At 42.1% G+C, this 26,033-nt stretch carries 25 protein-coding genes and 1 tRNA gene; 18 read left to right on the forward strand and 8 right to left on the reverse strand.

The genetic code is table 11. The annotated features are described in order from the left end of the window. Positions 1-20: 20 nt before the first annotated feature. Positions 21-97 (forward strand) — tRNA-Asp (locus Xmir_RS05090). Between the two features lie 173 nt (positions 98-270). Here the strand turns inward: Xmir_RS05090 and Xmir_RS05095 are convergent. The 3 genes from Xmir_RS05095 to Xmir_RS05105 are packed head-to-tail and all read right to left on the reverse strand — an operon-like array spanning position 271 to position 2,387. Further along, on the reverse strand, positions 271-468 hold the full coding sequence (locus Xmir_RS05095; RefSeq protein ID WP_099113346.1) for a hypothetical protein: 198 nt from the start codon (positions 466-468) through the stop codon (positions 271-273). Positions 469-510: 42 nt separating this feature from the next. Continuing rightward, positions 511-1,455 (reverse strand): hypothetical protein, encoded by a 945-nt coding sequence (locus tag Xmir_RS05100; RefSeq protein WP_099113347.1) that lies wholly within the window; start codon positions 1,453-1,455, stop codon positions 511-513. A 32-nt stretch (positions 1,456-1,487) separates the two neighbouring features. Next, complete coding sequence (locus Xmir_RS05105; protein ID WP_167385943.1) at positions 1,488-2,387, reverse strand: HEAT repeat domain-containing protein; 900 nt, start codon at positions 2,385-2,387, stop codon at positions 1,488-1,490. 341 nt (positions 2,388-2,728) lie between these two features. Here Xmir_RS05105 and Xmir_RS05110 point away from each other — a divergent pair, with 341 nt between their 5' ends. Beyond that, on the forward strand, positions 2,729-3,523 hold the full coding sequence (locus Xmir_RS05110) for an endonuclease/exonuclease/phosphatase family protein (RefSeq protein ID WP_255523075.1): 795 nt from the start codon (positions 2,729-2,731) through the stop codon (positions 3,521-3,523). A gap of 76 nt (positions 3,524-3,599) precedes the next feature. Here Xmir_RS05110 and Xmir_RS05115 read toward each other — a convergent pair whose 3' ends face one another. Then, a complete protein-coding gene (locus tag Xmir_RS05115; protein WP_099113350.1) occupies positions 3,600-4,985 on the reverse strand; it encodes an amino acid permease in 1,386 nt (461 codons plus the stop codon). A 169-nt stretch (positions 4,986-5,154) separates the two neighbouring features. Between Xmir_RS05115 and queE the strand changes: the two genes are divergently transcribed. Beyond that, positions 5,155-5,826, forward strand: coding sequence for a 7-carboxy-7-deazaguanine synthase QueE (queE, locus tag Xmir_RS05120; RefSeq protein ID WP_099113351.1), 672 nt, complete (start codon positions 5,155-5,157; stop codon positions 5,824-5,826). Between the two features lie 34 nt (positions 5,827-5,860). Here queE and queD read toward each other — a convergent pair whose 3' ends face one another. Then, a complete protein-coding gene (gene queD / locus Xmir_RS05125; RefSeq protein WP_099113352.1) occupies positions 5,861-6,223 on the reverse strand; it encodes a 6-carboxytetrahydropterin synthase QueD in 363 nt (120 codons plus the stop codon). Between the two features lie 275 nt (positions 6,224-6,498). Here queD and cysJ point away from each other — a divergent pair, with 275 nt between their 5' ends. The 3 genes from cysJ to Xmir_RS05140 are packed head-to-tail and all read left to right on the forward strand — an operon-like array spanning position 6,499 to position 10,791. Further along, positions 6,499-8,319: an NADPH-dependent assimilatory sulfite reductase flavoprotein subunit gene (gene cysJ / locus Xmir_RS05130; protein WP_099113353.1), complete on the forward strand. Its 1,821-nt coding sequence runs from the start codon at positions 6,499-6,501 to the stop codon at positions 8,317-8,319. 1 nt (position 8,320) lies between these two features. After that, positions 8,321-10,060, forward strand: coding sequence for an assimilatory sulfite reductase (NADPH) hemoprotein subunit (gene cysI / locus Xmir_RS05135; protein WP_099113354.1), 1,740 nt, complete (start codon positions 8,321-8,323; stop codon positions 10,058-10,060). Beyond that, positions 10,057-10,791 (forward strand): phosphoadenylyl-sulfate reductase, encoded by a 735-nt coding sequence (locus tag Xmir_RS05140; RefSeq protein ID WP_099113355.1) that lies wholly within the window; start codon positions 10,057-10,059, stop codon positions 10,789-10,791. The genes cysI and Xmir_RS05140 overlap by 4 nt, the downstream gene beginning before the upstream one ends. Positions 10,792-11,021: 230 nt before the next feature. Here Xmir_RS05140 and Xmir_RS05145 read toward each other — a convergent pair whose 3' ends face one another. Then, positions 11,022-11,498: a DUF2846 domain-containing protein gene (locus Xmir_RS05145; RefSeq protein WP_208620388.1), complete on the reverse strand. Its 477-nt coding sequence runs from the start codon at positions 11,496-11,498 to the stop codon at positions 11,022-11,024. A gap of 797 nt (positions 11,499-12,295) precedes the next feature. On the opposite strand from Xmir_RS05145, the gene cysG reads away from it, so the two are divergent. The 8 genes from cysG to truD all read left to right on the forward strand — a co-directional run bounded on the left by cysG (position 12,296) and on the right by truD (position 19,637). Next, on the forward strand, positions 12,296-13,750 hold the full coding sequence (cysG, locus tag Xmir_RS05150; protein ID WP_099113356.1) for a siroheme synthase CysG: 1,455 nt from the start codon (positions 12,296-12,298) through the stop codon (positions 13,748-13,750). A 10-nt stretch (positions 13,751-13,760) separates the two neighbouring features. Then, positions 13,761-14,669, forward strand: coding sequence for a sulfate adenylyltransferase subunit CysD (cysD, locus tag Xmir_RS05155; protein ID WP_099113357.1), 909 nt, complete (start codon positions 13,761-13,763; stop codon positions 14,667-14,669). An 11-nt stretch (positions 14,670-14,680) separates the two neighbouring features. Then, complete coding sequence (cysN, locus tag Xmir_RS05160; protein ID WP_099113358.1) at positions 14,681-16,123, forward strand: sulfate adenylyltransferase subunit CysN; 1,443 nt, start codon at positions 14,681-14,683, stop codon at positions 16,121-16,123. Further along, positions 16,124-16,756, forward strand: a complete 633-nt coding sequence (gene cysC / locus Xmir_RS05165; RefSeq protein ID WP_099113359.1) for an adenylyl-sulfate kinase — start codon at positions 16,124-16,126, stop codon at positions 16,754-16,756. It abuts the gene before it with no gap. Positions 16,757-16,971: 215 nt separating this feature from the next. Then, entirely contained in the window at positions 16,972-17,289 is a 318-nt protein-coding gene (gene ftsB / locus Xmir_RS05170; RefSeq protein WP_099113360.1) for a cell division protein FtsB, read from the forward strand. 13 nt (positions 17,290-17,302) lie between these two features. After that, positions 17,303-18,115, forward strand: a complete 813-nt coding sequence (ispD, locus tag Xmir_RS05175) for a 2-C-methyl-D-erythritol 4-phosphate cytidylyltransferase (RefSeq protein ID WP_208620389.1) — start codon at positions 17,303-17,305, stop codon at positions 18,113-18,115. Further along, positions 18,112-18,585, forward strand: a complete 474-nt coding sequence (ispF, locus tag Xmir_RS05180) for a 2-C-methyl-D-erythritol 2,4-cyclodiphosphate synthase (protein ID WP_099113361.1) — start codon at positions 18,112-18,114, stop codon at positions 18,583-18,585. The genes ispD and ispF overlap by 4 nt, the downstream gene beginning before the upstream one ends. Before the next feature lie 2 nt (positions 18,586-18,587). Further along, a complete protein-coding gene (gene truD, locus Xmir_RS05185) occupies positions 18,588-19,637 on the forward strand; it encodes a tRNA pseudouridine(13) synthase TruD (protein ID WP_099113362.1) in 1,050 nt (349 codons plus the stop codon). A 153-nt stretch (positions 19,638-19,790) separates the two neighbouring features. On the opposite strand, the gene Xmir_RS05190 is transcribed toward truD, so the two are convergent. Continuing rightward, entirely contained in the window at positions 19,791-20,681 is an 891-nt protein-coding gene (locus Xmir_RS05190) for a lipase family protein (RefSeq protein WP_099113363.1), read from the reverse strand. A gap of 631 nt (positions 20,682-21,312) precedes the next feature. On the opposite strand from Xmir_RS05190, the gene surE reads away from it, so the two are divergent. From surE to rpoS, 4 genes are all read left to right on the forward strand, one after another. Beyond that, positions 21,313-22,077, forward strand: coding sequence for a 5'/3'-nucleotidase SurE (gene surE / locus Xmir_RS05195; RefSeq protein WP_099113364.1), 765 nt, complete (start codon positions 21,313-21,315; stop codon positions 22,075-22,077). Further along, positions 22,071-22,697, forward strand: coding sequence for a protein-L-isoaspartate(D-aspartate) O-methyltransferase (locus Xmir_RS05200; protein ID WP_099113365.1), 627 nt, complete (start codon positions 22,071-22,073; stop codon positions 22,695-22,697). The genes surE and Xmir_RS05200 overlap by 7 nt, the downstream gene beginning before the upstream one ends. A gap of 151 nt (positions 22,698-22,848) precedes the next feature. Next, positions 22,849-23,925 carry a murein hydrolase activator NlpD gene (gene nlpD, locus Xmir_RS05205; protein WP_099113366.1) on the forward strand — a complete coding sequence of 359 codons (1,077 nt, stop codon included), beginning with the start codon at positions 22,849-22,851 and terminating at the stop codon, positions 23,923-23,925. A gap of 53 nt (positions 23,926-23,978) precedes the next feature. Continuing rightward, positions 23,979-24,974, forward strand: coding sequence for an RNA polymerase sigma factor RpoS (gene rpoS, locus Xmir_RS05210; protein ID WP_099113367.1), 996 nt, complete (start codon positions 23,979-23,981; stop codon positions 24,972-24,974). Between the two features lie 239 nt (positions 24,975-25,213). On the opposite strand, the gene miaE is transcribed toward rpoS, so the two are convergent. Continuing rightward, on the reverse strand, positions 25,214-26,032 hold the full coding sequence (gene miaE / locus Xmir_RS05215; protein ID WP_099113368.1) for a tRNA isopentenyl-2-thiomethyl-A-37 hydroxylase MiaE: 819 nt from the start codon (positions 26,030-26,032) through the stop codon (positions 25,214-25,216). Position 26,033 lies beyond the last annotated feature (1 nt).

The following is a 26,033-nucleotide window of genomic DNA, read 5'->3' on the forward strand; positions in this document are numbered from 1 at the left end:
GCGGGAGAAAGAAATTCGGTGGTGCGGTAGTTCAGTTGGTTAGAATACCGGCCTGTCACGCCGGGGGTCGCGGGTTCGAGTCCCGTCCGCACCGCCACCTTATTTCGAGAAAAACCCTGAGAGAAATCTCAGGGTTTTTTCTTATCTGCAATAATTATCTGTTGTAATAAATTGCTTTGATTGTTAACCGCTTTCAATGGCTATATTCTGAATTCTGATAAATCTCGTGTATGAATATTGGACTGATTTTACTAACCTGAATCAGCAATTTCATTGTCCTTCTGATAAACCATATGGGTATAAACAACCTCGTTCAGCCCCTCCAGCGTCTATTTCACGACCAGCTTTGTTGCCGGAGAGAGTGTGAGGTACTGCACCGGCCAGCAAGATTTCTGTACCGAAAGAGGCAAGAGAAATTTCTGCAATTACTCCTGCTTTTTTGTTTTGAATTTGTTCAATATGATTCATTTTATTTCCCCTTTGATCAACAGGATTGTAAAGACTTCTCACTTATTTGGATAAGATAGCCTTGATTTTTTCTTTTACTCTTATTCTGACATAACTACTTTTATCATCATTTACTAAGCTAATGAGATCACTAATATCGTCCTTGTTATATGAACATTCAGCAGCGTCTAATATAGCCTCAAAGGCAATAGCACGTATTTCATCTCTGCTGTGATTACGGGCTACTTGCAAAGCGAGCTGACGACTTTTTTCGTTACCTAATTTTAATAATCCGTGGAATAGTGACTCTTGGGCGTGATAGCTTTCTTTCCTCCCTTTTTTTATATGTGCAATAACTTGTTGGTTTTCTGTTGGTTTTTCTTCATTATCTAAAATTAGTTTATTTTGGCTCACTTTTGTTTCTGGCTGCACTATCAAATTTAACGATACGCAAAAATCTTTTGGTGGGTATTGGATATGTACGTCTTTGTTTCGTCTATAAAACATGACATTGCCCGCAGATAACAATCGATCACCGGAAAAATTCAATGTTACTGATTCACCCTCTGTGCCGTTTATGTCATTGTCGTTGTAGTCATATAGGCTAGTTTTATAGCCATTCCCAAAGAAATTAACAGTCCAGAAATCAAAATCATGATCATGTGCTTTTCCATAAGGAAGTGGTACAAAATCGAACTGATTTTTCAACGGCAGCCAAACAACCATCCTGATAGAGATTCTTTTATCTTTGTAAATCAAGTAAGTAGGTGCTTGCATATCATTTTCTTTCTGAAACTGTGTTGGATCTCTGAGATCTGAACAAATAAAAGAAATGATTTCTTCTTTATTGGCGGCATAAGAATACAGCCATTCAGCGACTTGATTAATTTCTTCTTCTATATAAATCCTTTTATTTATATGAGAGATGACATCTGAGCTTTTTAACAATGCAAGAAATTTTTTAAGATCCAGTACATTTTTGACTGTTGGGGTGCTATCTATCGTCATATTCTGTTTCTCCTGAACTGGCAATGACATTTTTAACAATTTTTTGCCATTGTCATTTCTAGGCTATGTATAGCAGCTTGTTTAAGTATTGGATCTTGGTCATTCTCCGCCAGTATTTTAAGAATTTTTAGGCAATTGGATGGCGCTATTTTGGAAAGGCTCTGTACTGCTTCCCAGCGTACAAAGTTTGCGTAATTGGATGTTGCTAAATTTTCAATACATTGAATAGCTTGGGATGCCTTCATCTCTCCTAATAGCCTGACATATAATAGAATTCTGGATGCCTGCAAATTTGTACAGATACTTTGTATTGGCTCTAATGTTTCTCTGTTATAAACCCATGTAATCCACCCTTTCGGATCAGAATGTACAATCAATACGAAATTATTAGGAGAAGATTCAACATCAAAATCTAAGATATATTTATAAGCTTCAAAGTAATAAACTTTATTTGGTTTAAAATGACAATCTTCAACTCTTTTTATGGGTTTTGGTTTTTGGAGTATATTTTGTTCTGAACAAAACTCATAGCAAGGGACTATTATTTCCGTATTTGTCGGATTGATGACAAAAATATCAAATTCATTTGTATAAAGTGTATCTTGCTCACTATCACCAATAAGCCTGATTAATAAATTAAAATTATTTTGTCTATGTAGATAAATATGATCTTCAGATACCCCTTCATAATTTGAGGTAATTTCTCTTTTTTCCAGAATATCATTTAATATATCTACAATATCTTCCTGTTTTAGTGATGATAATATAGAGGCTATATTCAAAAAATCTGGATTATCTCCATTCATAACCTCATCGACGGCTTTTTGTAAGTCCGCTAATGCCTTAATTGAAGGTAGCATTGATGAAGTAAATTGGGAATGATACGCATCAATATTATTCAACTCATCTTGTTCGAAAATATTTTTTGGCATATTCAGTTCCTTCATACTTTGATTTCAACATGCTGGTTGTATGACAGTCATCAAATGAAACAGTATCTTTACGTTATTATTTCGTCAAGTAAAATTATATTATTGAATGCGCAATTTTATATTTATTAGATCTTAATATTAATTTTTTATAAATAATTGTAATAACTCATATTGTTAATCTATTCTCTCATCGTTGAGCCATTTTTTTGTGCATAGGAGATTGAAATCAATAATGTGTATGTCATATTAAGTAGCGAATGGGGTGGCGTATGGCGGAGGTAAGCTTGGAAAGAAAAAGCTACGCGAGAAGGCTGTATGAAAGAAAGCTTGTAAATATGAGGATGAGATATGCGAAAAAAAATTATGCTATGCGATATGTCGCGGGTCAGCCTGTAGAACAAGTTTTTCCTACTTCTAAGCAACTATTAGAAGAAGCCGCGTTGCCACGTGGGGAACCGATTCTTGCCAGCAATAACGAACTTTCTATCGCTATTTGGAATATCTATAAGCAGCAACGTCCATTATGGAAAAGTGTTCTGACCTCTTTAGCCGAGAAGAGCGACCTTATCTTACTGCAAGAAGCGCAAACGACCCCGGATTTATTGAAATTCATTACAGCCAGTGGCTTGGTTGCAGATCAAGTTCCTGCATTTGTCATACCTCAGCATCCATCGGGTGTAATGACATTGGCATCTTCTTCACCTGTTTATTGCTGCCCACTTCGCGAAAAAGAACCGATACTCAGGCTATCTAAGTCCTCATTAATCACGATTTACCCACTACCCGATGAACGCCAATTGATGGTGATAAATGTGCATGCCATTAACTTCAGTCTTGGTGTCGATGTTTATAGCAGGCAGCTGGACAATCTTGGTATCCACATAGGACTGCATGACGGCCCCGTTATTTTTGCCGGAGACTTTAATGCGTGGAGTCGCCAGAGATTAAAAGTTCTGGCGCGTTTTGCACATCGTATGCAACTTGAAGAAGTGTATTTCGATGATGATCACAGAACGATTGTTTTTGGTAAGCCGTTGGATTTCGTTTTTTATCGTGGATTAAAAGTCCTGAATGCAACGGTTTTAACGACAGTCGCTTCTGATCACAACCCATTGATTGTGAACTTCTCTCTATAACTGATAAAGAAAATAACTGGTGATTATTGATTGAAGGAATAAAAAAGCGCCGAAATTTATCGACGCTTTTTTTAACTTATTGATTTGAGGAGCGTGTTGTTGATTGCTTCTTTTTCACACTGAAGAGGTAGGCCAGCGTGAGCAAAATTACCCAACCTATTCCAACGTATAAAGCATCTCTCGTTTGTTCAAAATAACCTAACAATGCGATGACGCTGATCATGAAAATGATCGTAATAGCCGGGGCAATTGGCCACATTGGAATGGGGAATTTTAACGTCCTGATTTCTTCTGCACTCATTTTGCGGCGCATGGCAACATGGGAAAGCAAGATCATCAACCATACCCAAACCGTTGCAAATGTAGCGACAGAGGCGATAAGAATGAAAATTTCTGTAGGGATAAGATAATTCAGAACCACGCCCAGTAACAGAACTGATATCATGACAAGGACGGTCATCCATGGTACGCCATTACGAGTCAGTTTCTTGAATGATTTAGGTGCTTGCCCTTCTTGGGCCATACCGTACATCATCCTGCCTGCACCAAAAATATCACTATTAATAGCGGAAATGGCCGCGGTAATCACCACGACATTCAGAATATTCGCGGCTGAATTAATCCCCAGATTGGAAAAAATTTGTACGAATGGGCTTCCTTCCTGACCAATTTGATTCCATGGATAGATACACATCAGGATACACAGGGTCAGGACATAGAAGATCAAGATACGAAATGGAACAGCATTGATTGCTTTAGGGATTGTCTTTTCGGGATTTTTCGCTTCACTCGCGGTGATGCCAATGACTTCTATACCACCGAAAGCGAACATCACAATGGCAAAGGACGCTATCACCCCACCGATGCCATTTGGCATAAAACCACCGTGCTCCCATAAGTTGGAAAACCCGGTAGCATGTTCAGTTGTTTGCCCGAAACCGTAAAACATAATGGCAATACCACCTACAATCATGGCAATGATGGCGGTGACTTTGATGATAGAAAGCCAGAATTCCATTTCACCGAAGATCTTTACATGGCATAGATTGAGGGCACCAATAAAGCATACAATTCCCAATACCCAAATCCACTGATCAACATGAGGGAACCAAAGCTTCATATATGTGCCGAATGCGGTAATATCAGCCAGACAAACAAAGAGCATTTCAAGAATATAGATCCAACCCGTCAGAAAACCGGCCAAAGGCCCCAGATAATGGCTGGCATATTGTGAAAAAGAACCGGAGACGGGATGATGAACGGCCATTTCGCCAAGTGCTCTCATCACAATAAATACGGCAGCACCGCCGATTAAATAGGCCAGCAACACAGCGGGGCCAGCTTGCTGAATTGCTGCTGCTGAGCCGTAAAACAGCCCCGTGCCTATTGCAGAGCCTAAAGCCATAAAGCGGATGTGCCGCACGCTTAGGCCCTGTTTAAGCTGATTTTCATTATTTTGCATTCGTTATTCCCATCTATCCTTTCATGCCAGAGAGTATTTTAGGCATACGATGCCCTGTCTGGTTTGAGATGCCAGCAAAAGCAACCCAATACCATACCATAAAGATGGATGTTCGCGGGATAGATATCTGTAATAATAACGGGCAGTTTAGTAAAACCAGAGTTTTTTTATGATTTACCCAATAAATGAAATTTTTCAAACTTTACAGGGAGAAGGGGTGTTTACCGGTGTTCCTTCGGTCTTCATCCGCTTACAAGGATGTCCGGTAGGGTGTAGTTGGTGTGATACCAAGCATACATGGGAAAAAGAGGCTGATAAACAGCAGCCCATGGAAAACATCTTACTGAAATCGCAAGACAGCGATACCTGGGGTATGGCGACAGCGAAGCAGCTACTTGGCATATTCACTCGTCAAGGCTACAGCGCACGTCATATCGTGATTACCGGAGGCGAACCATGCTTATATGATCTGCGTCCTCTGACTGAAACACTGGAAAATGAAGGTTATCAATGCCAGATAGAGACAAGTGGTACACACGAAATTCAGTGCTCTGAAAAAACGTGGGTGACAGTTTCGCCAAAAGTAAAAATGCGTGGTGGATATCGAGTTTTGCCTGAGGCCATGAAACGAGCAAATGAAATTAAACATCCTGTTGGGCGGGAGCGCGATATTGAAGCATTGGATGAATTGCTGACGATGCTTGATGGCAGTTCCGCCCCGATAATTGCTTTACAACCCATCAGTCAGAAAGAAGAAGCGACCCGCCTGTGCATTGAAACGTGTATTGCCCGAAACTGGCGTTTTTCGATGCAGACCCATAAATACTTAAATATCGCCTGAAATTCATTCAGCACCAGATTCTGGTGCTGAATCTTTACTCACCTCGATAGATACAACCTGCGCTACAGGTTTCTTTCACCATTACGGCACTGAGTTGGGATAATATCGGTTTCAGCCGTTCCCATATCCACTTGGCCAGGACTTCACTGGTTGGATTTTCAAGCCCGGGAATTTCATTGAGATAGTGGTGATCAAGCTGTTCCCAAATGGGTTTAAAAGCAGTTTTTACATCGGCAAAGTCCATAAGCCAGCCGCTGAGGGGATCGACTTCTCCGGTAAGCTCCACGCGTACCATAAATGAATGTCCATGCAGGCGTCCACATTTATGCCCCTCAGGAACATGTGGGAGATGATGTGCTGCTTCAAATTGAAAATCTTTAAAGATAGTTGTAATCATGATGCGTTCCCCGATTTCAAAAGGCCGGCTATTCTACCTGAACTTTGTGCGCTTAACGTGATTTTTCTGGAGGAATAAAACACAGCGCTTAACAACTTTATCGATATATTAAATCTGTAAATAAAGTTAGGCATTTTGGTTATGAGATATTGCGATCCTTTCTTTAATTACTCATCCTATTTTGGGATAACCTGATAATTAATCCATGTTTATGATAGTTGTACTTTATTTATTCTCCCTGCATGGATATTCGCTATAGCAAAGGGCACTGGACAATGACCGCAAAACCACCTTCAACTGTATTATTACCTGTTTCTCCAGAACAGCTATCACGCCTGCAATCAGCAACGAGTGATTTTTCATCACACCAATTAGCTTGGTTATCTGGCTATTTTTGGGGAATGGTGAATCACCAGCCGCAAACGGAGATGGAGACGCCTGTTGTATCTATGCAGGAAACAGTAACCTTACTCTCTGCTTCACAAACAGGTAATGCCCGTCGTTTAGCCGAACAACTTAGAGATTCATTATTGGCTGCAAATCTCAATGTGAACTTGATTAACGCAGGTGATTATAAGTTTAAGCAAATTTCCCAAGAACGGATACTGATTATTATTGCTTCGACGCAAGGTGAAGGTGAACCAGCAGAAGAGGCGGTAGCGCTCTATAAGTATCTCTATTCCAAAAAAGCGCCATCAATGAAAGATACGGTTTATGCGGTATTTGGCTTGGGAGACACTTCGTATGAAAATTTCTGTCAGGCAGGAAAAGATTTTGATAACCGTCTGAATGAGCTTGGCGCACAGCGCTTATTGGATCGTGTTGACGCTGATGTGGAGTATCAAGCGCTGGCCGATCAATGGCGCCGACAAATCACAGATATTTTACAACTGCGCCTGTCAGTACAGGCAAAATCAGCCACCTCTGCTCAATCTGTTTCAACTCAGGCAATATCAACTGCACAAACGGATTCAGTGAGTGCGATGTATACCAAGGAAACGCCCTTGGCTGCATCGCTGTTGTCCAACCAAAAAATCACGGGACGTGGTTCTGACAAAGATGTTCGCCACGTTGAAATTGATCTGGGGGATTCAGGGCTGACTTATCAGCCGGGGGATGCCCTTGGAGTTTGGTTTGAAAACGATCCCGCTTTGGTGGATGAATTAATAGCCCTGCTTTGGTTGGAAGGTTCAGAACAAGTTAATGTGAATGGCAAGTTACTTCCACTGCGTGAGGCGCTGATAAGTCATCTAGAGCTGACTCAAAACACCGGCATGATTGTTGAGAAATATACCGCATTGGCGAAGGATGAAAAGCTGCTGGCATTAGTGGCTGATAAACAGGCATTGCAGCAATATGCTCAGTCAACACCAATTGTGGATATGGTCAGAAACGTCGCTGCACATCCTGAAGCTCAACAATTTGTTGATTTACTGCGCCCACTGACACCCCGGCTCTATTCCATTTCTTCTTCACAATCTGAAGTTGAAAATGAAGTCCACATTACCGTAGGGGTGGTTCGCTACGACATTGAAGGGCGAGCGCGTACTGGAGGTACATCAGGTTATTTGGCTGATCGCTTGCAGGAAGATGATGGCATCCGCGTTTTCATCGAAAAGAATAATAATTTTCGCTTGCCCGCTGATCCCAATACGCCTGTCATTATGATTGGGCCGGGAACGGGCATTGCTCCATTCAGGGCATTTTTGCAAGAGCGTGATAGTCAGGGGACAGAAGGTAAAAACTGGCTGTTTTTTGGCAATCCACATTTTGTTGAGGATTTTCTGTATCAGGTTGAATTCCAGCGTTATGTGAAAGAGGGTTTGTTGACTCGCATTGATTTGGCATGGTCACGGGATCAGCAACATAAAGTATATGTACAAGACAAACTATATGAGCAAGGCGAAGAAGTCTGGCGTTGGATTCAGGATGGTGCGCATCTGTATGTTTGTGGCGATGCTAATCGCATGGCAAAAGACGTAGAACAAGCCCTATTGGACATTATTTCACAACATGGTGGTATGGATGCCGAGCAGGCTGATGAATTCTTGAGTGAATTGCGCCTTGAGCGCCGTTATCAGAGAGATGTTTACTAACATGAGCAATGTGAGCAAAGAAAAACAAGGGCCTTTGATCGTTGAAGGTAAACTTGCAGATAGTGAGCGTATGAAGCTGGACAGCAATTACCTGCGGGGAACCATCAGCGAAGATTTAAAAAATGGGCTGACAGGTGGGTTTGAGGGAGATAATTTCCTGCTTATCCGCTTTCACGGCATGTATCAGCAAGATGATCGTGATATCCGGACTGAGCGCGCAGAACAAAAACTCGAACCGCGCCATGCCATGATGCTGCGTTGCCGTTTGCCGGGGGGGATTATTACCCCCAAACAGTGGCTGGGCATTGATCGTTTTGCGACAGAAAATACGCTGTACGGCAGCATTCGATTGACCAATCGGCAGACATTTCAGTTTCATGGCATTCTGAAAAATAATCTTAAACCTGCGCATCAACTGCTGGCATTGATGGGGCTGGATTCACTGGCGACAGCCAATGACGTTAATCGCAATGTACTGTGCACATCTAATCCCGTGCAATCTGTTTTACACCAACAGGCTTATGAATGGGCTAAAAAGATATCGGAACATCTGTTGCCACGGACTAACGCGTATGCTGAAATCTGGCTGGATAAAGAAAAAATCGCGACAACCGATGAAGAGCCGATCCTTGGCAAAACTTATTTGCCCCGTAAATTCAAAACCTCAGTAGTGATCCCGCCACAAAATGACGTTGATCTGCATGCCAACGATATGAACTTTGTTGCTATTGCAGAAAATGATCAACTGATCGGCTTTAATGTGTTGGTCGGTGGTGGATTAGCCATGACTCACGGTGATAAGAAAACATTCCCCCGTTTGGCGAGTGAATTTGGTTATATTCCACTAGAACATACATTGGCGATTGCAGAAGCCATCGTGACAACCCAGCGAGATTGGGGTAACCGAACTGATCGTAAAAATGCGAAAACCAAATATACCCTTGAGCGTGTGGGTGTAGAAACGTTCAAACAGGAAGTTGAAAAGCGTGCTGGTGTGAAATTTGAAACGGTCCGACCCTATGAATTCACCAGTCGGGGAGATCAAATGGGTTGGTTAAAAGGCATTGATGATCAATGGCACCTAACCTTATTTATCGAAAATGGGCGTTTACTGGATTATCCTGAGAAACCGTTAAAAACAGGGATCGCAGAAATTGCAAAAATCCATCAAGGCGATTTTCGTCTGACTGCCAATCAAAACCTGATTGTAGCGGGAATACCGGAAAGTGAAAAATCTCGGATTGAGCAAATTGCCCGTGCTCATGGCTTAATTGATGATGGTGTGACGACTTTACGTCATCATTCTATGGCCTGCGTTTCATTTCCGACTTGTCCATTGGCAATGGCCGAAGCTGAACGTTTCTTGCCGGCCTTTGTTGACCATATTGATACATTGATGGAAAAGCACGGTGTTGCTGATGAAGAGATCATTTTGCGTGTCACTGGCTGCCCCAATGGATGCGGCAGGGCAATGCTGGCAGAAATAGGGCTGGTGGGTAAAGCGCTTGATCGTTATAACCTGCATTTGGGAGGAAACCGCATTGGTAACCGAATTCCCCGCATGTACAGGGAAAATATCACATCAGCAGAGATCATTGAGATACTGGATACATTAATTGGTCGTTGGGCATCAGAGCGTCATGCCAATGAATGTTTTGGCGACTTCCTGATCCGCGCCGATATCATTAAGCCAGTATTGAATTCAGCAGTCGATTTTTACGACTGGCAGGAGGCTGTATGAGCCGATTGAATCTCCCGGAGCTGGCGGCACTGACACCAGAACAGCAAACCACGGCGCTGGCTGACATCAATCAACAATTAGAGTTGTTGGATGCCCATGATCGCGTGAAATGGGCGCTGGAACATTTGCCCGGCGAATTTGTGCTTTCCTCTAGTTTTGGTATTCAGGCGGCAGTTTGCTTACATCTTGTGACACGGGAGTACCCTGATATTCCCGTCGTGCTTACCGATACGGGGTACTTATTTCCCGAAACTTATCAATTTATCGATAGGCTGACCGAAAAACTCAACTTGAACCTGAAGGTTTTTCGTGCAGAGCACTCCTCAGTTTGGCAAGAAACGCGTTATGGCAAATTATGGGAGCAGGGAATAGAAGGCATTGAACGTTATAATCAGATCAACAAAGTTGAGCCGATGAACCGTGCATTGAAAGAATTGAAAGCACAGAGTTGGTTTGCAGGTTTGCGTCGTCAGCAATCAGAAAGCCGCGCTAATTTGCCTGTACTGGCAATTCAACGAGATGTTTTCAAAATCCTGCCAATGATTGATTGGGATAATCGGCGCGTACATCAATACCTGACTCAGCATGGCCTTGAGTACCATCCATTGTGGGAAGAAGGCTATCTCTCTGTGGGGGATACCCATACGACGCAAAAATGGGAACCGGGTATGAGTGAAGAACAAACTCGTTTTTTTGGCCTGAAACGTGAGTGCGGTTTGCACGAAGGTTGAATTTGTTCCTGAATTCTTATAGAAGTGGCCGTTTACTCAGGCCACCTCTAAACTAAAATTTGATTACATAAAACATAATCAGAAGCATTAATTCCACTAAAAATCAATGTGTAAAACAAAAAACTCGTTGGTAAGGCGAGATTTTTTTGTGCAGTAAAGCTGGCGTTTATTAATGAAATATTCTCAGATACTGCTGTTAACTTAGCATTGTGTAGTTGTTATGCTAAAAATCAGTTCTCACAATGCCCTTCCTTTGCAAGATGAACACCTGCCTTAGATATCACTCTTTTCCCTTCATCTTCAGTTGATACACTCAAACCCGCACCGCCAACAAAAACGCCCATTTTTATGTATTGTCTTATGAAGTAATTTTTTCCAGATTCAGTAAAAATGAGCAGGTCATTAGGGGAGAATTCTGATTCAGTAGATATTTTGTGATTTTGATCACCTGATACTTGTGTGTAGAAAAAAGTTTTATCCGCTGTTTCTCCAATACACTTCCCATCAACATAAATATCTTTTTTTAGAGCCTTACCGACAAAGCTATCGCGGTAGATATATAAACCAGATCTGCCTTTCTCTGGCGCAGAGAAGCTTTTAGCTTTCGATGATTCTTGTTCAGTTGCAAGAGGTACGCTGGCACAACCACTAAGAAATAACGCGCTAAAAAGAGAAATTGATAAAAGTAATTTTTTGGTATTCATCATAAAAAATAGAACCTTTTGTATAAAAGTAAAAGAACTTGCTCAATCCAGATGAAGTCGTCGTCATCCAAGAATAAATAATAGCCATCCATCACCTATATTGCGAATATTTGGTATTTAAACTTTCAAGAGGCACTGAGTATTCGTATTTTCCTGTTTAAAATGTATTATTTTACAGGTTTTCGGTCAGTGAAGTTAGATAGATACGCTTGCACGTTGAATGCACCAGATTTAAAATCTACTACTTGGGAATAACTTAGATAAAATATCTTTATAATATTTTTCTTTTTCTCTGGGTTTAAGTTTTGAATTTAATTTGCAAAAATTAAAATTTAATCAATAAATATTAGCGCACAAAAGCATTCTAATAGGGATTATGATGTTCACGTCCTTTAAGCAATATGTCCAGTATTCCGGTGGGATATCTCATTTTGTATTGGGTGATTTACAAAAATAAGAATGGTAAAGCCGAGGTGGATTTTATTTGTAACCTGAAGGGATCATCTAAATAAGTCGATGAAATAAACGTAAGGTGTGATAATAAACAGCATTTTTATAACCTTAAAATGTGATTCATATCACAAAATAACCTCTTTCAGCAAAGAGGCGGTACACAATAAAAAAGCAGGAGTTTTTCCTGAATATTTCACATGTTGCAATTTCATAACCCATTAAAAAACTGACCTTATGCAATTCAGGAACTAATAATTACTTTTTGTCATTTCATAACCTCGTCACAGCTTCATATATTCATCCTTTAGATAATTATTAAAAAATTAAACACTGGATGGCATGTCACTGTGGACTATTTACCCTTATTTGTTGAGCTCAAAGCCCGAAAAGTATTGCTGGTGGGAGGTGGAGAAATTGCTTCCCGCAAGGCAAGTTTGTTACTGCGTACTGGTGCAGCGTTAACAGTTGTTGCACCTGAATTACATGCAGAACTGCAACAGCGTCATCAAAAGGGAGAGTTTGAGTGGTTACAGGGAACGTTTAAAACCGAATATCTTAATGGCGTATTTTTAGTGATTGCCGCGACTGACGATCACAATCTCAACCAATCTATTTTTGAAGAAGCCAATAACTGGGCAATTCTGGTTAATGTTGTGGATAACCAACCACTTTGCTCCGCTATTTTTCCATCCATCATTGATCGTTCTCCGATTATGGTCGCTATTTCATCGGCCGGAAAATCTCCGGTATTGACAAAATTATTGCGGGAAAAGTTGGAGTCCTTACTGCCATTTCATCTTGGTTCAATGGCAGACATTGCAGGCCGCTGGCGTGAACGCGTAAAACAGCGGTTTGCTTCCATGCGTCAGCGACGTCATTTTTGGGAAAAGGCATTTAGTGGGCGTTTTGCCACTTTGGTTGCTAATGGACAATTACAACAAGCAGAAGAACAACTCGAACAACAATTCACTCAGGATAATTCTCGCATCCAAGGAGAATTGGCGTTGGTAGGAGCAGGGCCGGGAGATCCGGGTTTACTGACATTAAAAGGTTTGCAGGTGCTCCAGCAGGCTGATGTCGTCCTCTATGACCATTTGGTTAGTGACGAGATTCTGGAATTAGTGCGCCGTGATGCAGACAAAATCTGCGTTGGAAAAAGAGCGGGTAATCATTCTGTTGTTCAGGAAGAAACGAATGCGCTTATCGTTAAACTGGCAAACCAAGGGAAAAAAGTTGTGCGCCTGAAAGGAGGCGATCCCTTTATTTTTGGTCGTGGCGGAGAAGAATTACAAATTGCGGCAGAGGCTGGTATTCCTTTTCAGGTTGTGCCCGGTATTACCGCTGCCGTTGGTGCTTCTGCGTATGCAGGTATTCCTTTGACACATCGAGAACATTCTCAAAGCGTCACTTTTATTACAGGTCATTGCCGTGAAAACGGTAATGAATTGGATTGGCCTGCATTAGCGCGGGGCAATCAAACACTGGCAATTTACATGGGCATCATGAAATCTGCCTTAATCAGTCAAAAACTGATTTCACACGGGCGGGATGCCGATACTCCCGTTGCCGTCATTGGTTGTGGCACTCGTCAAGAACAGCAAGTGTTGACCGGAACCTTATCCGAACTGGAACGGTTGGCACAGGAAGCTCCATCTCCTGCTTTGCTGGTAGTGGGAGAAGTGGCTCAACTCCATCATCAGATAGCGTGGTTTGGGCAGCAATCCGTTGATCAAAATCCATTGACTGATCAAGAAAAAACGGTTGCTCAAGTAAATCATCCAGCTGTTATTGATTTTGAATAAGGAGTGGTCAATGGACAAAAAAAGACTGACACATTTACAGCAACTTGAAGCTGAAAGTATCCATATCATACGGGAAGTCGCGGCTGAATTTGCCAACCCTGTGATGCTCTATTCGATAGGTAAAGATTCTTCAGTCATGCTGCACCTCGCACGTAAGGCTTTTTATCCGGGAAAGGTTCCTTTTCCTTTACTGCACGTGGATACAGGCTGGAAATTTCGGGACATGTATGATTTCCGCGATCGTACTGTGGAAGAGTATGGTCTTGAATTGCTGGTTTACCGCAATCCACAAGGGGATGAACTGGGAATTAATCCTTTTATTCATGGCAGCGCAAAACATACCGACATCATGAAGACAGAGGGATTGAAACAGGCGCTGAATAAATATGGTTTTGATGCTGCATTTGGTGGGGCGCGGCGTGATGAAGAAAAATCGCGGGCGAAAGAACGGATTTACTCATTCCGTGATCGCGTTCATCGCTGGGATCCCAAAAACCAGCGCCCAGAACTCTGGCGCAACTATAACGGCCAGATTAACAAAGGGGAAAGCATCCGCGTATTCCCGTTATCCAACTGGACTGAATTGGACATCTGGCAATACATCTATTTAGAACAGATTGACATTGTTCCCCTTTATTTCGCTAAACATCGTCCGGTTATTCAGCGCGACGGAACATGGATTATGGTTGACGATGATCGCATTGATCTGAAAACTGGAGAAGTTATCAGTCAGCGTAAAGTTCGTTTCAGAACATTGGGTTGTTGGCCGCTGACAGGTGCTGTGGAGTCGGATGCAGGGACATTACCGGAAATCATAGAAGAAATGTTGATATCGACTACCAGTGAACGGCAGGGACGGCTGATTGATAGTGATCAATCCGGTTCGATGGAGCTGAAAAAGCGTCAGGGTTATTTTTAAGGAGACCAGAAATGCCAGCACTTGCATATAATGAAACCATCGCCAGCCAGATCAAACAGCAAGGAGGCGTTGAAGCTTACCTGCGGGGACAGCAAGAAAAGGGATTATTGCGCTTTTTAACCTGTGGTAGCGTGGATGATGGCAAAAGTACACTAATAGGCCGTTTACTGCATGACACCCGCCAAATTTATGAAGATCAGCTTGCAACATTACAAAGCGACAGCAAGCGGATAGGGACTCAAGGCGAAAAGCTGGATTTGGCATTATTAGTCGATGGATTGGCTGCGGAACGGGAGCAGGGCATTACCATTGACGTTGCATACCGTTATTTTTCTACAGAAAAGCGCAAATTCATCATTGCGGATACACCGGGGCATGAACAATATACCCGCAATATGGCCACTGGCGCTTCAACCAGTAATCTCTCCATTTTGCTGATAGATGCACGAAAAGGTGTCCAGGAGCAAACACGCCGACACAGTTTTATCAGCACCCTGCTGGGTATTCGCCATCTGGTGGTAGCCGTGAATAAAATGGATCTGCTCGAATACCGACAAGATATATTTGAACAGATCAAACAGGATTACTTGGATTTTGCAGCTCAATTGCCTGCTGACCTGAATATTCATTTCGTGCCAATTTCAGCATTGGAAGGGGATAACATTGTCACCCGCAGCGAAAAAATGGCCTGGCATACAGGGAAAACTTTACTGGATATCCTTGAATCCGTGGATGTACAGACCAAAGCGACAGAACAGCCTCTGCGCTTTCCGGTGCAATATGTAAACCGCCCCGATCTCGATTTTCGTGGATACAGTGGGACATTATCGTCAGGGGTTTTGCGCCAAGGCCAGAAAATTAAAGTGATGCCATCAGGGGTTGTTTCGACGGTAGAGAGAATAGTGACTTTTAATGGTGATCTGCCATTTGCTGTACCTGGAGAAGCCATTACCGTTGTACTAAAAGATGAAATTGATATCAGTCGTGGCGATCTATTGGTTGCTGTTGAGGATCAAATGATTGCAGTCCGCCATGCTTTGGTTGATGTTGTATGGATGTCGGAAAAGCCATTGATTCAGGGGCAAAGTCTGGATATCAAAGTTGCGGGTAAAAAAAGCCGGGGCAAAGTCGATAATTTCCAATATCAGGTAGATATTAACAATTTGACCCAGAAAGTTGCGGTTGAGCTCTCTTTGAATGCAATTGGGCTGGTGGAATTCTCATTTGATGAGCCGTTACTGCTCGACAGTTATGCACAAAATGCGGATACAGGCGGCATCATTCTGATTGATCGTCTGACCAACGTTACTGTGGGAGCCGGGCTGGTGCGGGAAATTCAGACTGATGTTTATGAAGAGCCTAAAGAATACAGTGAGTTTGAACTGGAGTTCAATCGGTTAGTCCGTCGCCACTTCCCGCATTGGGGAGCGCGTGACTTATTGGGAGGGAAATAAGTGTCTCAGAATAAGGCATCTGGCTCCCGCTCACCGGTTTCACAAAATATCGTCTGGCATTCACATGCACTGGATAGGAAACAGCGGGAAACAGTAAATGGGCATCCTGCCTTAGTAGTTTGGTTCACGGGATTATCTGGCTCAGGAAAATCCACTCTTGCGGGGGCATTGGAACAAGCGTTGTTTTCGCAAGGAATCAAAACCTACTTACTGGACGGTGATAATCTGCGCCATGGTTTGTGCAGTGATTTAGGATTTTCTGACACTGACAGGCAGGAAAATATTCGACGAGTCGGAGAAGTCTCAAAATTGATGGTTGATGCCGGGCTGGTGGTGCTGACCGCGTTTATTTCCCCCAACAAAACAGAGCGGCAAAAAATACGTGAACTCATGGAAGTGGGGCAATTTATTGAAGTGCATGTTGATACACCTCTTGAAATATGTGAGGCTCGTGATCCCAAAGGGTTATATAAAAAAGCACGAGCGGGAGAATTGCCCCATTTCACGGGAATTAGTGCAGTTTATGAAGCACCGGAGCATCCTGATATTTATTTGAATGGCTCACAACCCGTGGAAACTTCGATTGAAAAATTGCTTTTAGTTCTGCAAAGTTACGGTATCCAGCCAGCTTAATTCCCTCGTTAAATAAACCGCGGTGAAACACATTATTATTGATAGTGGAATAATGTGTTTCTACACTCATCTAACTCAATATGTGCTTATTACATCACGTGGTCATATTTTGTGGCCGTATTTTAGATCAGTTTTGCGATAGTAAATAGATAGTAAATAGTCAGTGGCGTGATGCTTTCAGTTGTGGGATGATTAGCGGGTTTTCAGGGGGGGAGATGGGCAAACTAACGCTACTATTACTGATTCTGCTTGGCTGGTTGCAGTATTCGCTGTGGCTCGGCAAAAATGGTATTCATGATTACGTTCGGGTTAAGTCTGAGGTTGATAAGCAAGAAGTCGATAATCTCAAACTTAAAGCGCGTAATGATCAGCTATTTGCTGAAATCAAGGATCTTAAAGTAGGAAATGAGGCGATTGAAGAACGTGCTCGTAATGAACTGGGCATGATTAAGCCGGGAGAATCCTTTTACCGTATGGTGCCAGATACCTCTAAACAAAACGCGCCGCAATCTTTAAACCAGAACAGCAACTAATTTACTAATCGAAATGAATAATTCAGGGTTTCATTCTCCTATTGACCATACTCTTATTGACACTCCTCTTACTGAAATAGTCGCATTGATCCCGGCTGCGGGCATTGGTAGCCGGATGAAATCCGATTGCCCAAAGCAGTACCTCAACGTTGCGGGGAAAACGATCCTTGAACATACCTTGGCTGCATTACTTGAGCATCCCCGTATACAGCGCATTATTGTTGCACTGAATCCTGCTGATACTCAATTTGAGCAGTTGGATATCGCCTCAGATCCCAGAATTACCACCGTTATCGGTGGTGAAGAGCGGGCAGACTCAGTATTGGCAGGGTTAAATTATTTGTCTGGCTTGCCGGCCGAAAGAGCAATTTGGGTTTTGGTACACGATGCCGCTCGCCCTTGTCTTCATCGGGACGATTTAGATAATTTGCTATGTCTTATTGAGAAACGTGTCGATTCTCCTGACGTATGTGGCGGGCTTCTGGCCTCTCCCGTGAGGGATACCATGAAACGCATGGTATCGCAGTCAGTAAAAGAATCACCCTCAACCAAACATTATACAGTGATTGATCATACCGTTGATCGCAACGGACTTTGGCATGCCCTGACCCCGCAGTTATTCCCTTTACAGCTATTGCGTGATTGCTTGAGCAAAGCACTTGCAGAACAAGCCTGCATTACGGATGAATCTTCGGCACTGGAATATTGTGGTTACCGCCCTGTATTGGTCAATGGGCGGGCGGATAATATTAAAGTTACCCAACCTGAAGATTTAGCATTGGCTGAGTTTTATCTATCCCGAAAATCTAAGGAATCTATCGTATGAGAATTGGACACGGTTTTGATGTGCATAAATTTGGCGGAGAAGGCCCATTGATCATTGGCGGTGTCCGTATTCCTTATGAACAAGGACTAATCGCTCATTCAGATGGCGATGTTGCGTTACATGCTGCTACAGATGCTTTGTTGGGCGCGGCGGCATTAGGTGATATCGGTAAATTATTCCCTGATACTGACCCTGCCTTTAAAGGTGCGGATAGCCGGGAACTGCTGAAAGAAGCTTATCGCCGTATCCGGGCAAAGGGTTATCGGATCGGGAATTTGGATATCACCATCATTGCGCAGGCACCGAAAATGCTGCCTCATATTCCTCAGATGCGGGTTAATTTGGCAGAGGATCTTGAATGTCATATGGATGATATTAACGTTAAGGCGACAACCACAGAAAAACTGGGATTTGTTGGCCGTAAAGAAGGCATTGCCTGCGAAGCGGTGGCTTTGCTGGTAAAGGAATAAGTATGACGTTGAGTGAATTACATTGGCTTTATGGCCGACCGGAAGCGACGGGTGTTGTCAAAGCCGCACCAGAAGACTTTATTGTTCGTGAAGATTTAGGCTTTTCTCCTGATGGAGAAGGTGAACACTTGATGGTACACATCCGTAAGACAGGATGTAACACCCAATTTGTGGCAGATAATCTTGCTCGTTTTGCCAAAATACCGTCTCGTTCTGTCAGTTATGCAGGGTTAAAAGATCGCAATGCGGTCACGGAACAGTGGTTTTGTTTACATCTTCCGGGAAAACAAGATCCGGATTTAACCGCCTTTCAACTTGAAGGTTGTGAAGTGCTGGCAACCTCCCGCCAGAAACGAAAACTACGGATTGGTGCATTGAAAGGTAATGATTTTACTCTGGTATTGAGAGAAATATCTGATCGGCAGTCCGTGGAAAACCGCTTACAGCAGATATCACAAACAGGTGTACCTAATTATTTTGGTGAGCAACGTTTCGGGCGTGATGGTCAAAATCTGGTGCAGGCGCAGCGCTGGGCGGCGAACGAAATTCAAGTCAGAGAACGTAATCGCCGCAGCTTTTACCTTTCTGCCTGCCGTAGTGCCATGTTTAATGCGATTGCCAGCATACGTATCGCCCAGAATACACATCAGCAGGTGTTGAATGGCGATGCTTTGCAGTTAACAGGACGTGGTAGCTGGTTTGTGGCTGATGAGTCTGAATTAGCCGTGTTGCAGCAGCGAGTCATGGACGGAGAATTACAGATAACGGCGCCTTTGCCGGGCGATAAGTCATTGGGTACACAGCATCAAGCCCTGGATTTTGAACAACAATGCTTACTGAAATATGAATCACTTTGGGAATTAGCCAAACGTGAGCGAGTGGAGAGCGCCCGCCGCGCAATATTGGTGAAGCCACTTAACTTGCGCTGGGAATGGAAGGATGATCAAATCGTTACTCTCTATTTCTCTCTGCCATCGGGGAGTTTTGCCACCAGCGTTGTCAGGGAGCTGATTAATCAAGAGCAAAATAATACTGCGGATATTGCGGAGTAAGAGTTTGATTAAGAGCCTAATGGAATAGGCTCTTAATCCATATTTATATCTAATACCCATCACACCCCATAATGGCCGCCTTACCACGATACATAAAAACGGGCGAATCGTGTTGGCTGTGTTCATTCATTATATTCCCTGATTTTTTATTATCTAACCCTTTATTATCACTTGTAGACAGTCATTCCATGTTTGATGCTCTACCGGGACATTTGCACTAATTACTTCGTAAAATTTGTATTTATTTAATAAAGCAAGATAAGTGAGTATAGTGTGTTTACAATTTATTGTATCAGTGATTTTCACATCGTCTCTCGGAGGCAGTTCATTGACATTGGGTAGTTGTTCAGAAAAAGGAGGAATTTTAGTTATCCAATCATATATATAATTATGAACGACATTATCCTTGAAATGCTCACTAACATATGTAACAAATTCATAATTTCCTACTCTTGGGCTGGCAAATAGGCAAGCCCTGCCGTGAGGGGCTTTATTATAGATATCTCTCATAAGATAAGTTCCCATTGCAGCACCAAGGCTATGACCTGATATTGTGTAATAGCCATTTACTCCGATAAATTGTGTGATGGCATCTGCTAGTTTGAGTTGGGAGTAATTAATACCTGTTGTATTATCAGGAACAATCAGATTCAGAGATTGATACATTGAATGAAAACCATCAAAAACTGCTTGATCTGGTGTATCAGGCCAGGGATGTATATAGTGTATATCAAAGTCTTTTATTTTTTCTGCAGAGGTTTTGGTCCCTCGGAGAGCAATAACGTATTCTCCTGGGTTTTTTATTCTCTCAACAATATATCCATGGTTAGCTCTTTTATCGGGAAATATTAATTCTTTTTTATTTTCTTTGGCATTTTCACAAATAATACATTCTATTCCTGATATATAACATTTCAGTTTCCAGCCATCTTTTTCTATGCGTGGATCTGGAGGGGGCATCAGGTTATCCGGATATTGATCATACATCGTTGCTGCATATAGAACTAATGATGCAAAACTATCGAAGTAATTTTCTGTGAACATATCTATCTCCCTATGTTGTTATTATAAAAAACCAAATAGATAACTAAAGTATATTTGGTTTTTTAAATATTGCCTGAAATTCAGGTGAATATTTTGTTTTTTTATTTATTTATATGTTATTTGTTTTAATTAAAATCAGGAGGCTAATTCTAATTGGTAAAAATAATTGTTTAATTAATAAATGAATCAAAAAATAATCATATACATTAATATATGATTAAATAAGCGAATTTTTCAGTTATATATCGTGTTTCCATCTGGGAAACTGCTCCAGAACAAAGTGATAATCCGTAACAAACTCACCGCTTTCATTGCTCAACAGCCGCCGTCAATTCAGACACTTCGACCATGAAGTAAAAAATAGTGTTCATCGGGATACTTTGATTCACTGAGATTTTCTTTTTTTAGCAGGCAGAAAATCAAAGAGATATTTCTTGTGGCGGCTGTTTTCATTTACTCAGCTTGAACGTAAAGCACTCTACAAAACAGGTAGCGTCATGCTAAGATCAAACGATTTTCTGACAGCTTTAATATTGTTCAATCGTAAGTCACGCCAGACAAATAGGATTACAGACAGGATAAGTTACAGTATTAAGCTATGTTTCACTTAATAAATCAATGAGATACTTACATGCTGCGGATATTGCTGAGTAACGATGATGGTGTTACCGCACCGGGTATTCAAACCTTAGCGGCTACATTGCGGGAACACTATCATGTTCAGGTGGTTGCACCTGATCGTAACCGTAGCGGTGCGTCGAACGCCTTAACACTAGATCGCCCCTTGCGCATTCATACACTGAATAATGGTGACATTGCCGTTCAGGAGGGAACACCGACGGATTGCGTCTATTTAGGTGTGAATAAACTGGTTCGCCCCCGTCCTGACATTGTTGTTTCAGGAATTAACTGTGGCCCCAATCTCGGGGATGATGTGATTTATTCCGGCACGGTTGCGGCTGCGATGGAAGGGCGCCATCTGGGGTTACCTGCACTGGCGGTATCACTCAATGGCGATAAACATTATGAAACAGCAGCAGAAGTAACAGTACGCTTATTAACGTTGTTGCAAAAGTTTCCATTGAGAGCGGGCAATATTCTGAATATCAATGTGCCTGATATCCCTATTGAGCAAATTAAAGGGTTCCGGGTAACCCGATGTGGCAGCCGCTGCGCTGCTGAAGAAGTTTATGCTTTGGAAGACCCCAAAGGCAATATGCTCTACTGGATAGGCCCTCCGGGAGAAAAAAATGACTTTGGGCCTGAAACGGATTTTGCAGCAGTGGAGGAAGGGTTTGTCTCCATTACTCCTTTACAGGTGGATTTGACGGCTTATAAAGCTCAGGAATTGATAAGCGATTGGTTGGCAAAAGTCGGAGATATTGACGAATGTTAATCCGGTCAATGAAAAATTTGCTGGCGCAATTGCGCCAGCAAGGAATACACAATGAGCATCTGTTGGAAATTATAGCCAAAGTACCCAGGGAATGTTTCGTTGATGAAGCCCTGGCGCACAAGGCTTATGAGAATACAGCCCTGCCGATTGGGCATGGGCAGACCATATCCCAGCCTTATATTGTTGCTCGCATGACAGAATTGCTGAATGTAACGCCAGAATCCAATGTATTGGAAATAGGCACCGGCTCCGGTTATCAGACTGCTATACTTGCTCATTTAGCCAAACATGTTTTCTCTGTGGAACGTATAAAGGGATTACAGTGGCAGGCCAAACGCAGATTGAAACAACTGGACTTACATAATATCTCAACTCGTCACGGTGATGGTTGGCATGGATGGCCATCAAAAGGGCCGTTTGATGCCATCATTGTTACCGCTGCACCACCAGAAGTTCCACAGGCTTTGCTCCATCAACTTGCCGATGGCGGTGTGATGGTTTTGCCTGTCGGTGAGCGTTCTCAGTCGTTGAAAGTGGTACATCGTTATGGGAATGATTTTCATAGTGAAGTTATCGAATCAGTCCGTTTTGTGCCCCTAATTCAAGGCGAGCTAGCATAATCAGCTAATTTTTTGTGGCTATGACTTTTAAATTAGCTGTCATTTTTTCTGAAATTAAGCAAAATATTTCGCTTTAAATCTTTTGTAATTCTAAATTTCTTTATAAATCATTATTCTTTGCTCTTATATTGCCTTTATGAGGGGATAAGGTATGAATTCAGGAAACCCAGTGAAAAAAATAAAGTGGATAATTACCAGTACTGTTATGGGAATCATGCTGGTAGGTTGTAGCAATACACCGGATCGCCCGGCACCAATAGTGAATATTGATAATAAGGAGAAAAATGGAGAAATATTCTCTAAACCGTCATCAATTTCGGCTCCATTGCCATCTTCTCCTCCTGTGATTTCAACTCATCGCGTATCAGATAATCATGCTGCCAAAAACCGTCAGTTAGTGAATCATGCTACCGAAAATGGTTCATATTCAGGAAAGATTGTCTATAACCGTAACTACGAAAACATTCCCAAGGGAAGCTACAGCGGGAGTACCTACACGGTCAAACATGGCGATACTTTGTTTTATATAGCCTGGATTACAGGTAATGATTTTCGTGATCTATCTCAAAGAAACGGCATTTCAGAACCTTATGGCTTAAATGTTGGGCAAGTCCTGAAAATAGATAATGTAAACTCCAAGAATGGTGTATTAATAGCATCAAATAGTACTCAATCTAAAATTAAGCAGGTTGATTTTCAAAAAATTAATGCGTATCCTGCAAATATTGATAGACCAAGCTCAGGAAAGATGTTGCCAAGAGTAACTATTTCTGGTAGTGAAAATGCCGCTCAAAAAGTATCTACAGCAACAGATACAGATGTAAATAACACTATTAGCAGTGCTGGCATTGGCACTATTAATAGTTGGAGATGGCCGGCAGAAGGCAAAATTCTTGAAGGCTTTTCTGATTCTCAGGGAGGAAATAAAGGCGTTGATATTGCGGGCAATCGTGGCCAACCCGTATTCTCAACAGCCAGTGGGAAAGTCGTTTATGCCGGTAATGCGTTACGTGGATATGGAAATTTAATAATTATAAAACATAACGATGACTACCTGAGCGCCTATGCTCATAACGATACTATGTTAGTTCGTGAGCAGCAGGATGTTCAAGCGGGGCAAAAAATTGCCACCATGGGTAGTACCGGAACAAGTTCCGTAAGATTGCATTTTGAAATTCGCTATAAGGGAAAATCCGTAAACCCGCTGCGTTATCTTCCGCAGCGATAAACCGGGGCAGGATCTGAAATTCCTGCCCGCATTATCATGGGTAGGAGCAGCTGATGAGCCAAAGTACGCTTAAAGTTAATAAGTTGTATGATGATGCGGATTTAGACGAAAATCGCATGGAAGCTGATGACTTTGATGAAGCGTTGCTGAAAGATGAGGATGATGTAGCCAATCTTGATGAAGATTTGGATTTGTTGCAAGGGGTAAACCAACGTGTTCTTGATGCAACACAGCTATATCTTGGAGAGATTGGTTTTTCTCCTCTGCTGACCGCAGAGGAAGAGGTTCTTTTCGCGAGACGGGCACTTCGAGGAGATATGGCTGCACGCCAACGCATGATTGAAAGTAACTTGCGGTTGGTTGTTAAAATATCTCGCCGATATAGCAATCGGGGATTAGCTTTGCTGGATCTGATTGAAGAAGGCAACCTTGGGCTTATTCGTGCGGTAGAAAAATTTGATCCTGAAAGGGGATTCCGTTTTTCTACTTATGCAACATGGTGGATACGTCAAACAATCGAACGTGCCATCATGAACCAAACTCGCACAATTCGTCTGCCTATTCACATAGTCAAAGAGTTAAATGTCTATTTACGTACTGCAAGAGAACTGGCACACAAATTGGATCACGAACCCAGTGTCGAAGAAATTGCGGAGAAACTGGATAAACCCGTTGAAGACGTGAGCCGTATGATGCGGCTTAACGAGCGCATTACTTCTGTCGATACGCCAATTAGTGGCGATTCAGATAAAGCATTATTGGATATTTTATCTGATGAAAACGACTCAGGGCCGGAAACAACAATCCAAGATGATGATATGAAACAGAGTATCGTTAAGTGGTTGTTTGAACTGAATGCAAAACAGCGTGAAGTTCTGGCCAGACGTTTCGGTTTGCTTGGGTATGAAGCGGAAACATTAGAGGATGTTGGGCGAGAAATAGGTTTAACAAGAGAGAGAGTTCGTCAAATTCAGGTTGAGGGATTGCGTCGTCTTAGAGATATACTGCATACCCAAGGCTTGAATATAGAATCATTATTCCGTACTTAATTATATTTATATCCATTTGATTTCAATTTACTGCGAGGTGAAAAGTAAACAAATTTCCAGAGGCAGAAGTGACTGTATGCCTGGAATGCGTGGCTGTGATCTTCAAATTGGTAACTGAAAGTTAAAGAGATATATTTGGTGGTAACCCAAAGGTGGGCTAAATAAGCCCATCTTTTATTTCTCTTTCACTTACCTATTTATTCACTTATTTATATTTTTATTATCACTTAGTCTTCTATTTATCTATTTTCGATAATAGGAACACCACTGTGAAATTTAAAATCATGATCCAGTGTTTGAATAAGTTCTGCTTCAATTCGGCCGAAATAATTCACCCTTTCTGCAATATCTTCTTTAGATATCAATTGAGCCAGTGACAAATAATCTTGATAGTGGCGGGCTTCTGATCGCAGCAGAGAAATATAAAACTTACCTAATTCTTCATCTAAGTGAGGCGCCAGTTTTGCGAAACGTTCACATGAGCGCGCCTCAATATAAGCACCAATAATCAGCTTATCCACCAACGTATAAGGTTCATGGTTGGTAATATGTTGAAACAGGGATTTGGCATAGCGACTGGCAGTGATACTGTCATAGCTTATCCCTCTGGCATCCATGATTTCCAGTACCTGATAAAAGTGATGGAGTTCTTCCTTAATCAACATCACCATTTTATCAATTAAATCCTGACCATACGGTGATTTTGACCGAGCAGTAATTTGCTTGGTAGCCTGACTTTTTCCCTTTAGTGAATGGATGTCACCTATTTTTTTATAAGCAAAATCTTCATAGGGCTGAAACCATGCCAATAAGGTGTCAGCACTTTCGGGGTCAACGGCATATTTGCGAATTAAGAACATGGCGCTTTGCGCCGCTTTCAATTCGCACAATAGATGATCACGCAGTAAAACCGGCAGATTTTCGGGCTGCCGGGCTTTTTCTACCCACTGTTCAGGTGTTTCGCACTGTAAGAACTGATAAATGGGGACTAACAAGCTGGCATCAAACTTTATTGCTGTTCCGCTTTTTTCTACCCCATTTATTGCTACGTCATTCATT

The organism is Xenorhabdus miraniensis (assembly GCF_002632615.1).

Excerpts from the sequence above, each read along its gene's own strand:
- cysD (WP_099113357.1), top strand. The coding sequence starts at position 13,761 with ATGGACAAAAAAAGACTGACACATTTACAGCAACTTGAAGCTGAAAGT.
- surE (WP_099113364.1), top strand. The coding sequence starts at position 21,313 with ATGCTGCGGATATTGCTGAGTAACGATGATGGTGTTACCGCACCGGGT.
- nlpD (WP_099113366.1), top strand. The coding sequence starts at position 22,849 with ATGAATTCAGGAAACCCAGTGAAAAAAATAAAGTGGATAATTACCAGT.
- Xmir_RS05100 (WP_099113347.1), bottom strand. The coding sequence starts at position 1,455 with ATGACGATAGATAGCACCCCAACAGTCAAAAATGTACTGGATCTTAAA.
- cysJ (WP_099113353.1), top strand. The coding sequence starts at position 6,499 with ATGACCGCAAAACCACCTTCAACTGTATTATTACCTGTTTCTCCAGAA.
- Xmir_RS05095 (WP_099113346.1), bottom strand. The coding sequence starts at position 468 with ATGAATCATATTGAACAAATTCAAAACAAAAAAGCAGGAGTAATTGCA.
- miaE (WP_099113368.1), bottom strand. The coding sequence starts at position 26,032 with ATGAATGACGTAGCAATAAATGGGGTAGAAAAAAGCGGAACAGCAATA.
- rpoS (WP_099113367.1), top strand. The coding sequence starts at position 23,979 with ATGAGCCAAAGTACGCTTAAAGTTAATAAGTTGTATGATGATGCGGAT.
- ispF (WP_099113361.1), top strand. The coding sequence starts at position 18,112 with ATGAGAATTGGACACGGTTTTGATGTGCATAAATTTGGCGGAGAAGGC.
- Xmir_RS05115 (WP_099113350.1), bottom strand. The coding sequence starts at position 4,985 with ATGCAAAATAATGAAAATCAGCTTAAACAGGGCCTAAGCGTGCGGCAC.
- truD (WP_099113362.1), top strand. The coding sequence starts at position 18,588 with ATGACGTTGAGTGAATTACATTGGCTTTATGGCCGACCGGAAGCGACG.
- queE (WP_099113351.1), top strand. The coding sequence starts at position 5,155 with ATGATTTACCCAATAAATGAAATTTTTCAAACTTTACAGGGAGAAGGG.
- Xmir_RS05105 (WP_167385943.1), bottom strand. The coding sequence starts at position 2,387 with ATGCCAAAAAATATTTTCGAACAAGATGAGTTGAATAATATTGATGCG.
- Xmir_RS05145 (WP_208620388.1), bottom strand. The coding sequence starts at position 11,498 with ATGATGAATACCAAAAAATTACTTTTATCAATTTCTCTTTTTAGCGCG.
- ftsB (WP_099113360.1), top strand. The coding sequence starts at position 16,972 with ATGGGCAAACTAACGCTACTATTACTGATTCTGCTTGGCTGGTTGCAG.
- Xmir_RS05200 (WP_099113365.1), top strand. The coding sequence starts at position 22,071 with ATGTTAATCCGGTCAATGAAAAATTTGCTGGCGCAATTGCGCCAGCAA.
- ispD (WP_208620389.1), top strand. The coding sequence starts at position 17,303 with ATGAATAATTCAGGGTTTCATTCTCCTATTGACCATACTCTTATTGAC.
- queD (WP_099113352.1), bottom strand. The coding sequence starts at position 6,223 with ATGATTACAACTATCTTTAAAGATTTTCAATTTGAAGCAGCACATCAT.
- cysI (WP_099113354.1), top strand. The coding sequence starts at position 8,321 with ATGAGCAATGTGAGCAAAGAAAAACAAGGGCCTTTGATCGTTGAAGGT.
- Xmir_RS05190 (WP_099113363.1), bottom strand. The coding sequence starts at position 20,681 with ATGTTCACAGAAAATTACTTCGATAGTTTTGCATCATTAGTTCTATAT.
- cysN (WP_099113358.1), top strand. The coding sequence starts at position 14,681 with ATGCCAGCACTTGCATATAATGAAACCATCGCCAGCCAGATCAAACAG.
- Xmir_RS05110 (WP_255523075.1), top strand. The coding sequence starts at position 2,729 with ATGAGATATGCGAAAAAAAATTATGCTATGCGATATGTCGCGGGTCAG.
- Xmir_RS05140 (WP_099113355.1), top strand. The coding sequence starts at position 10,057 with ATGAGCCGATTGAATCTCCCGGAGCTGGCGGCACTGACACCAGAACAG.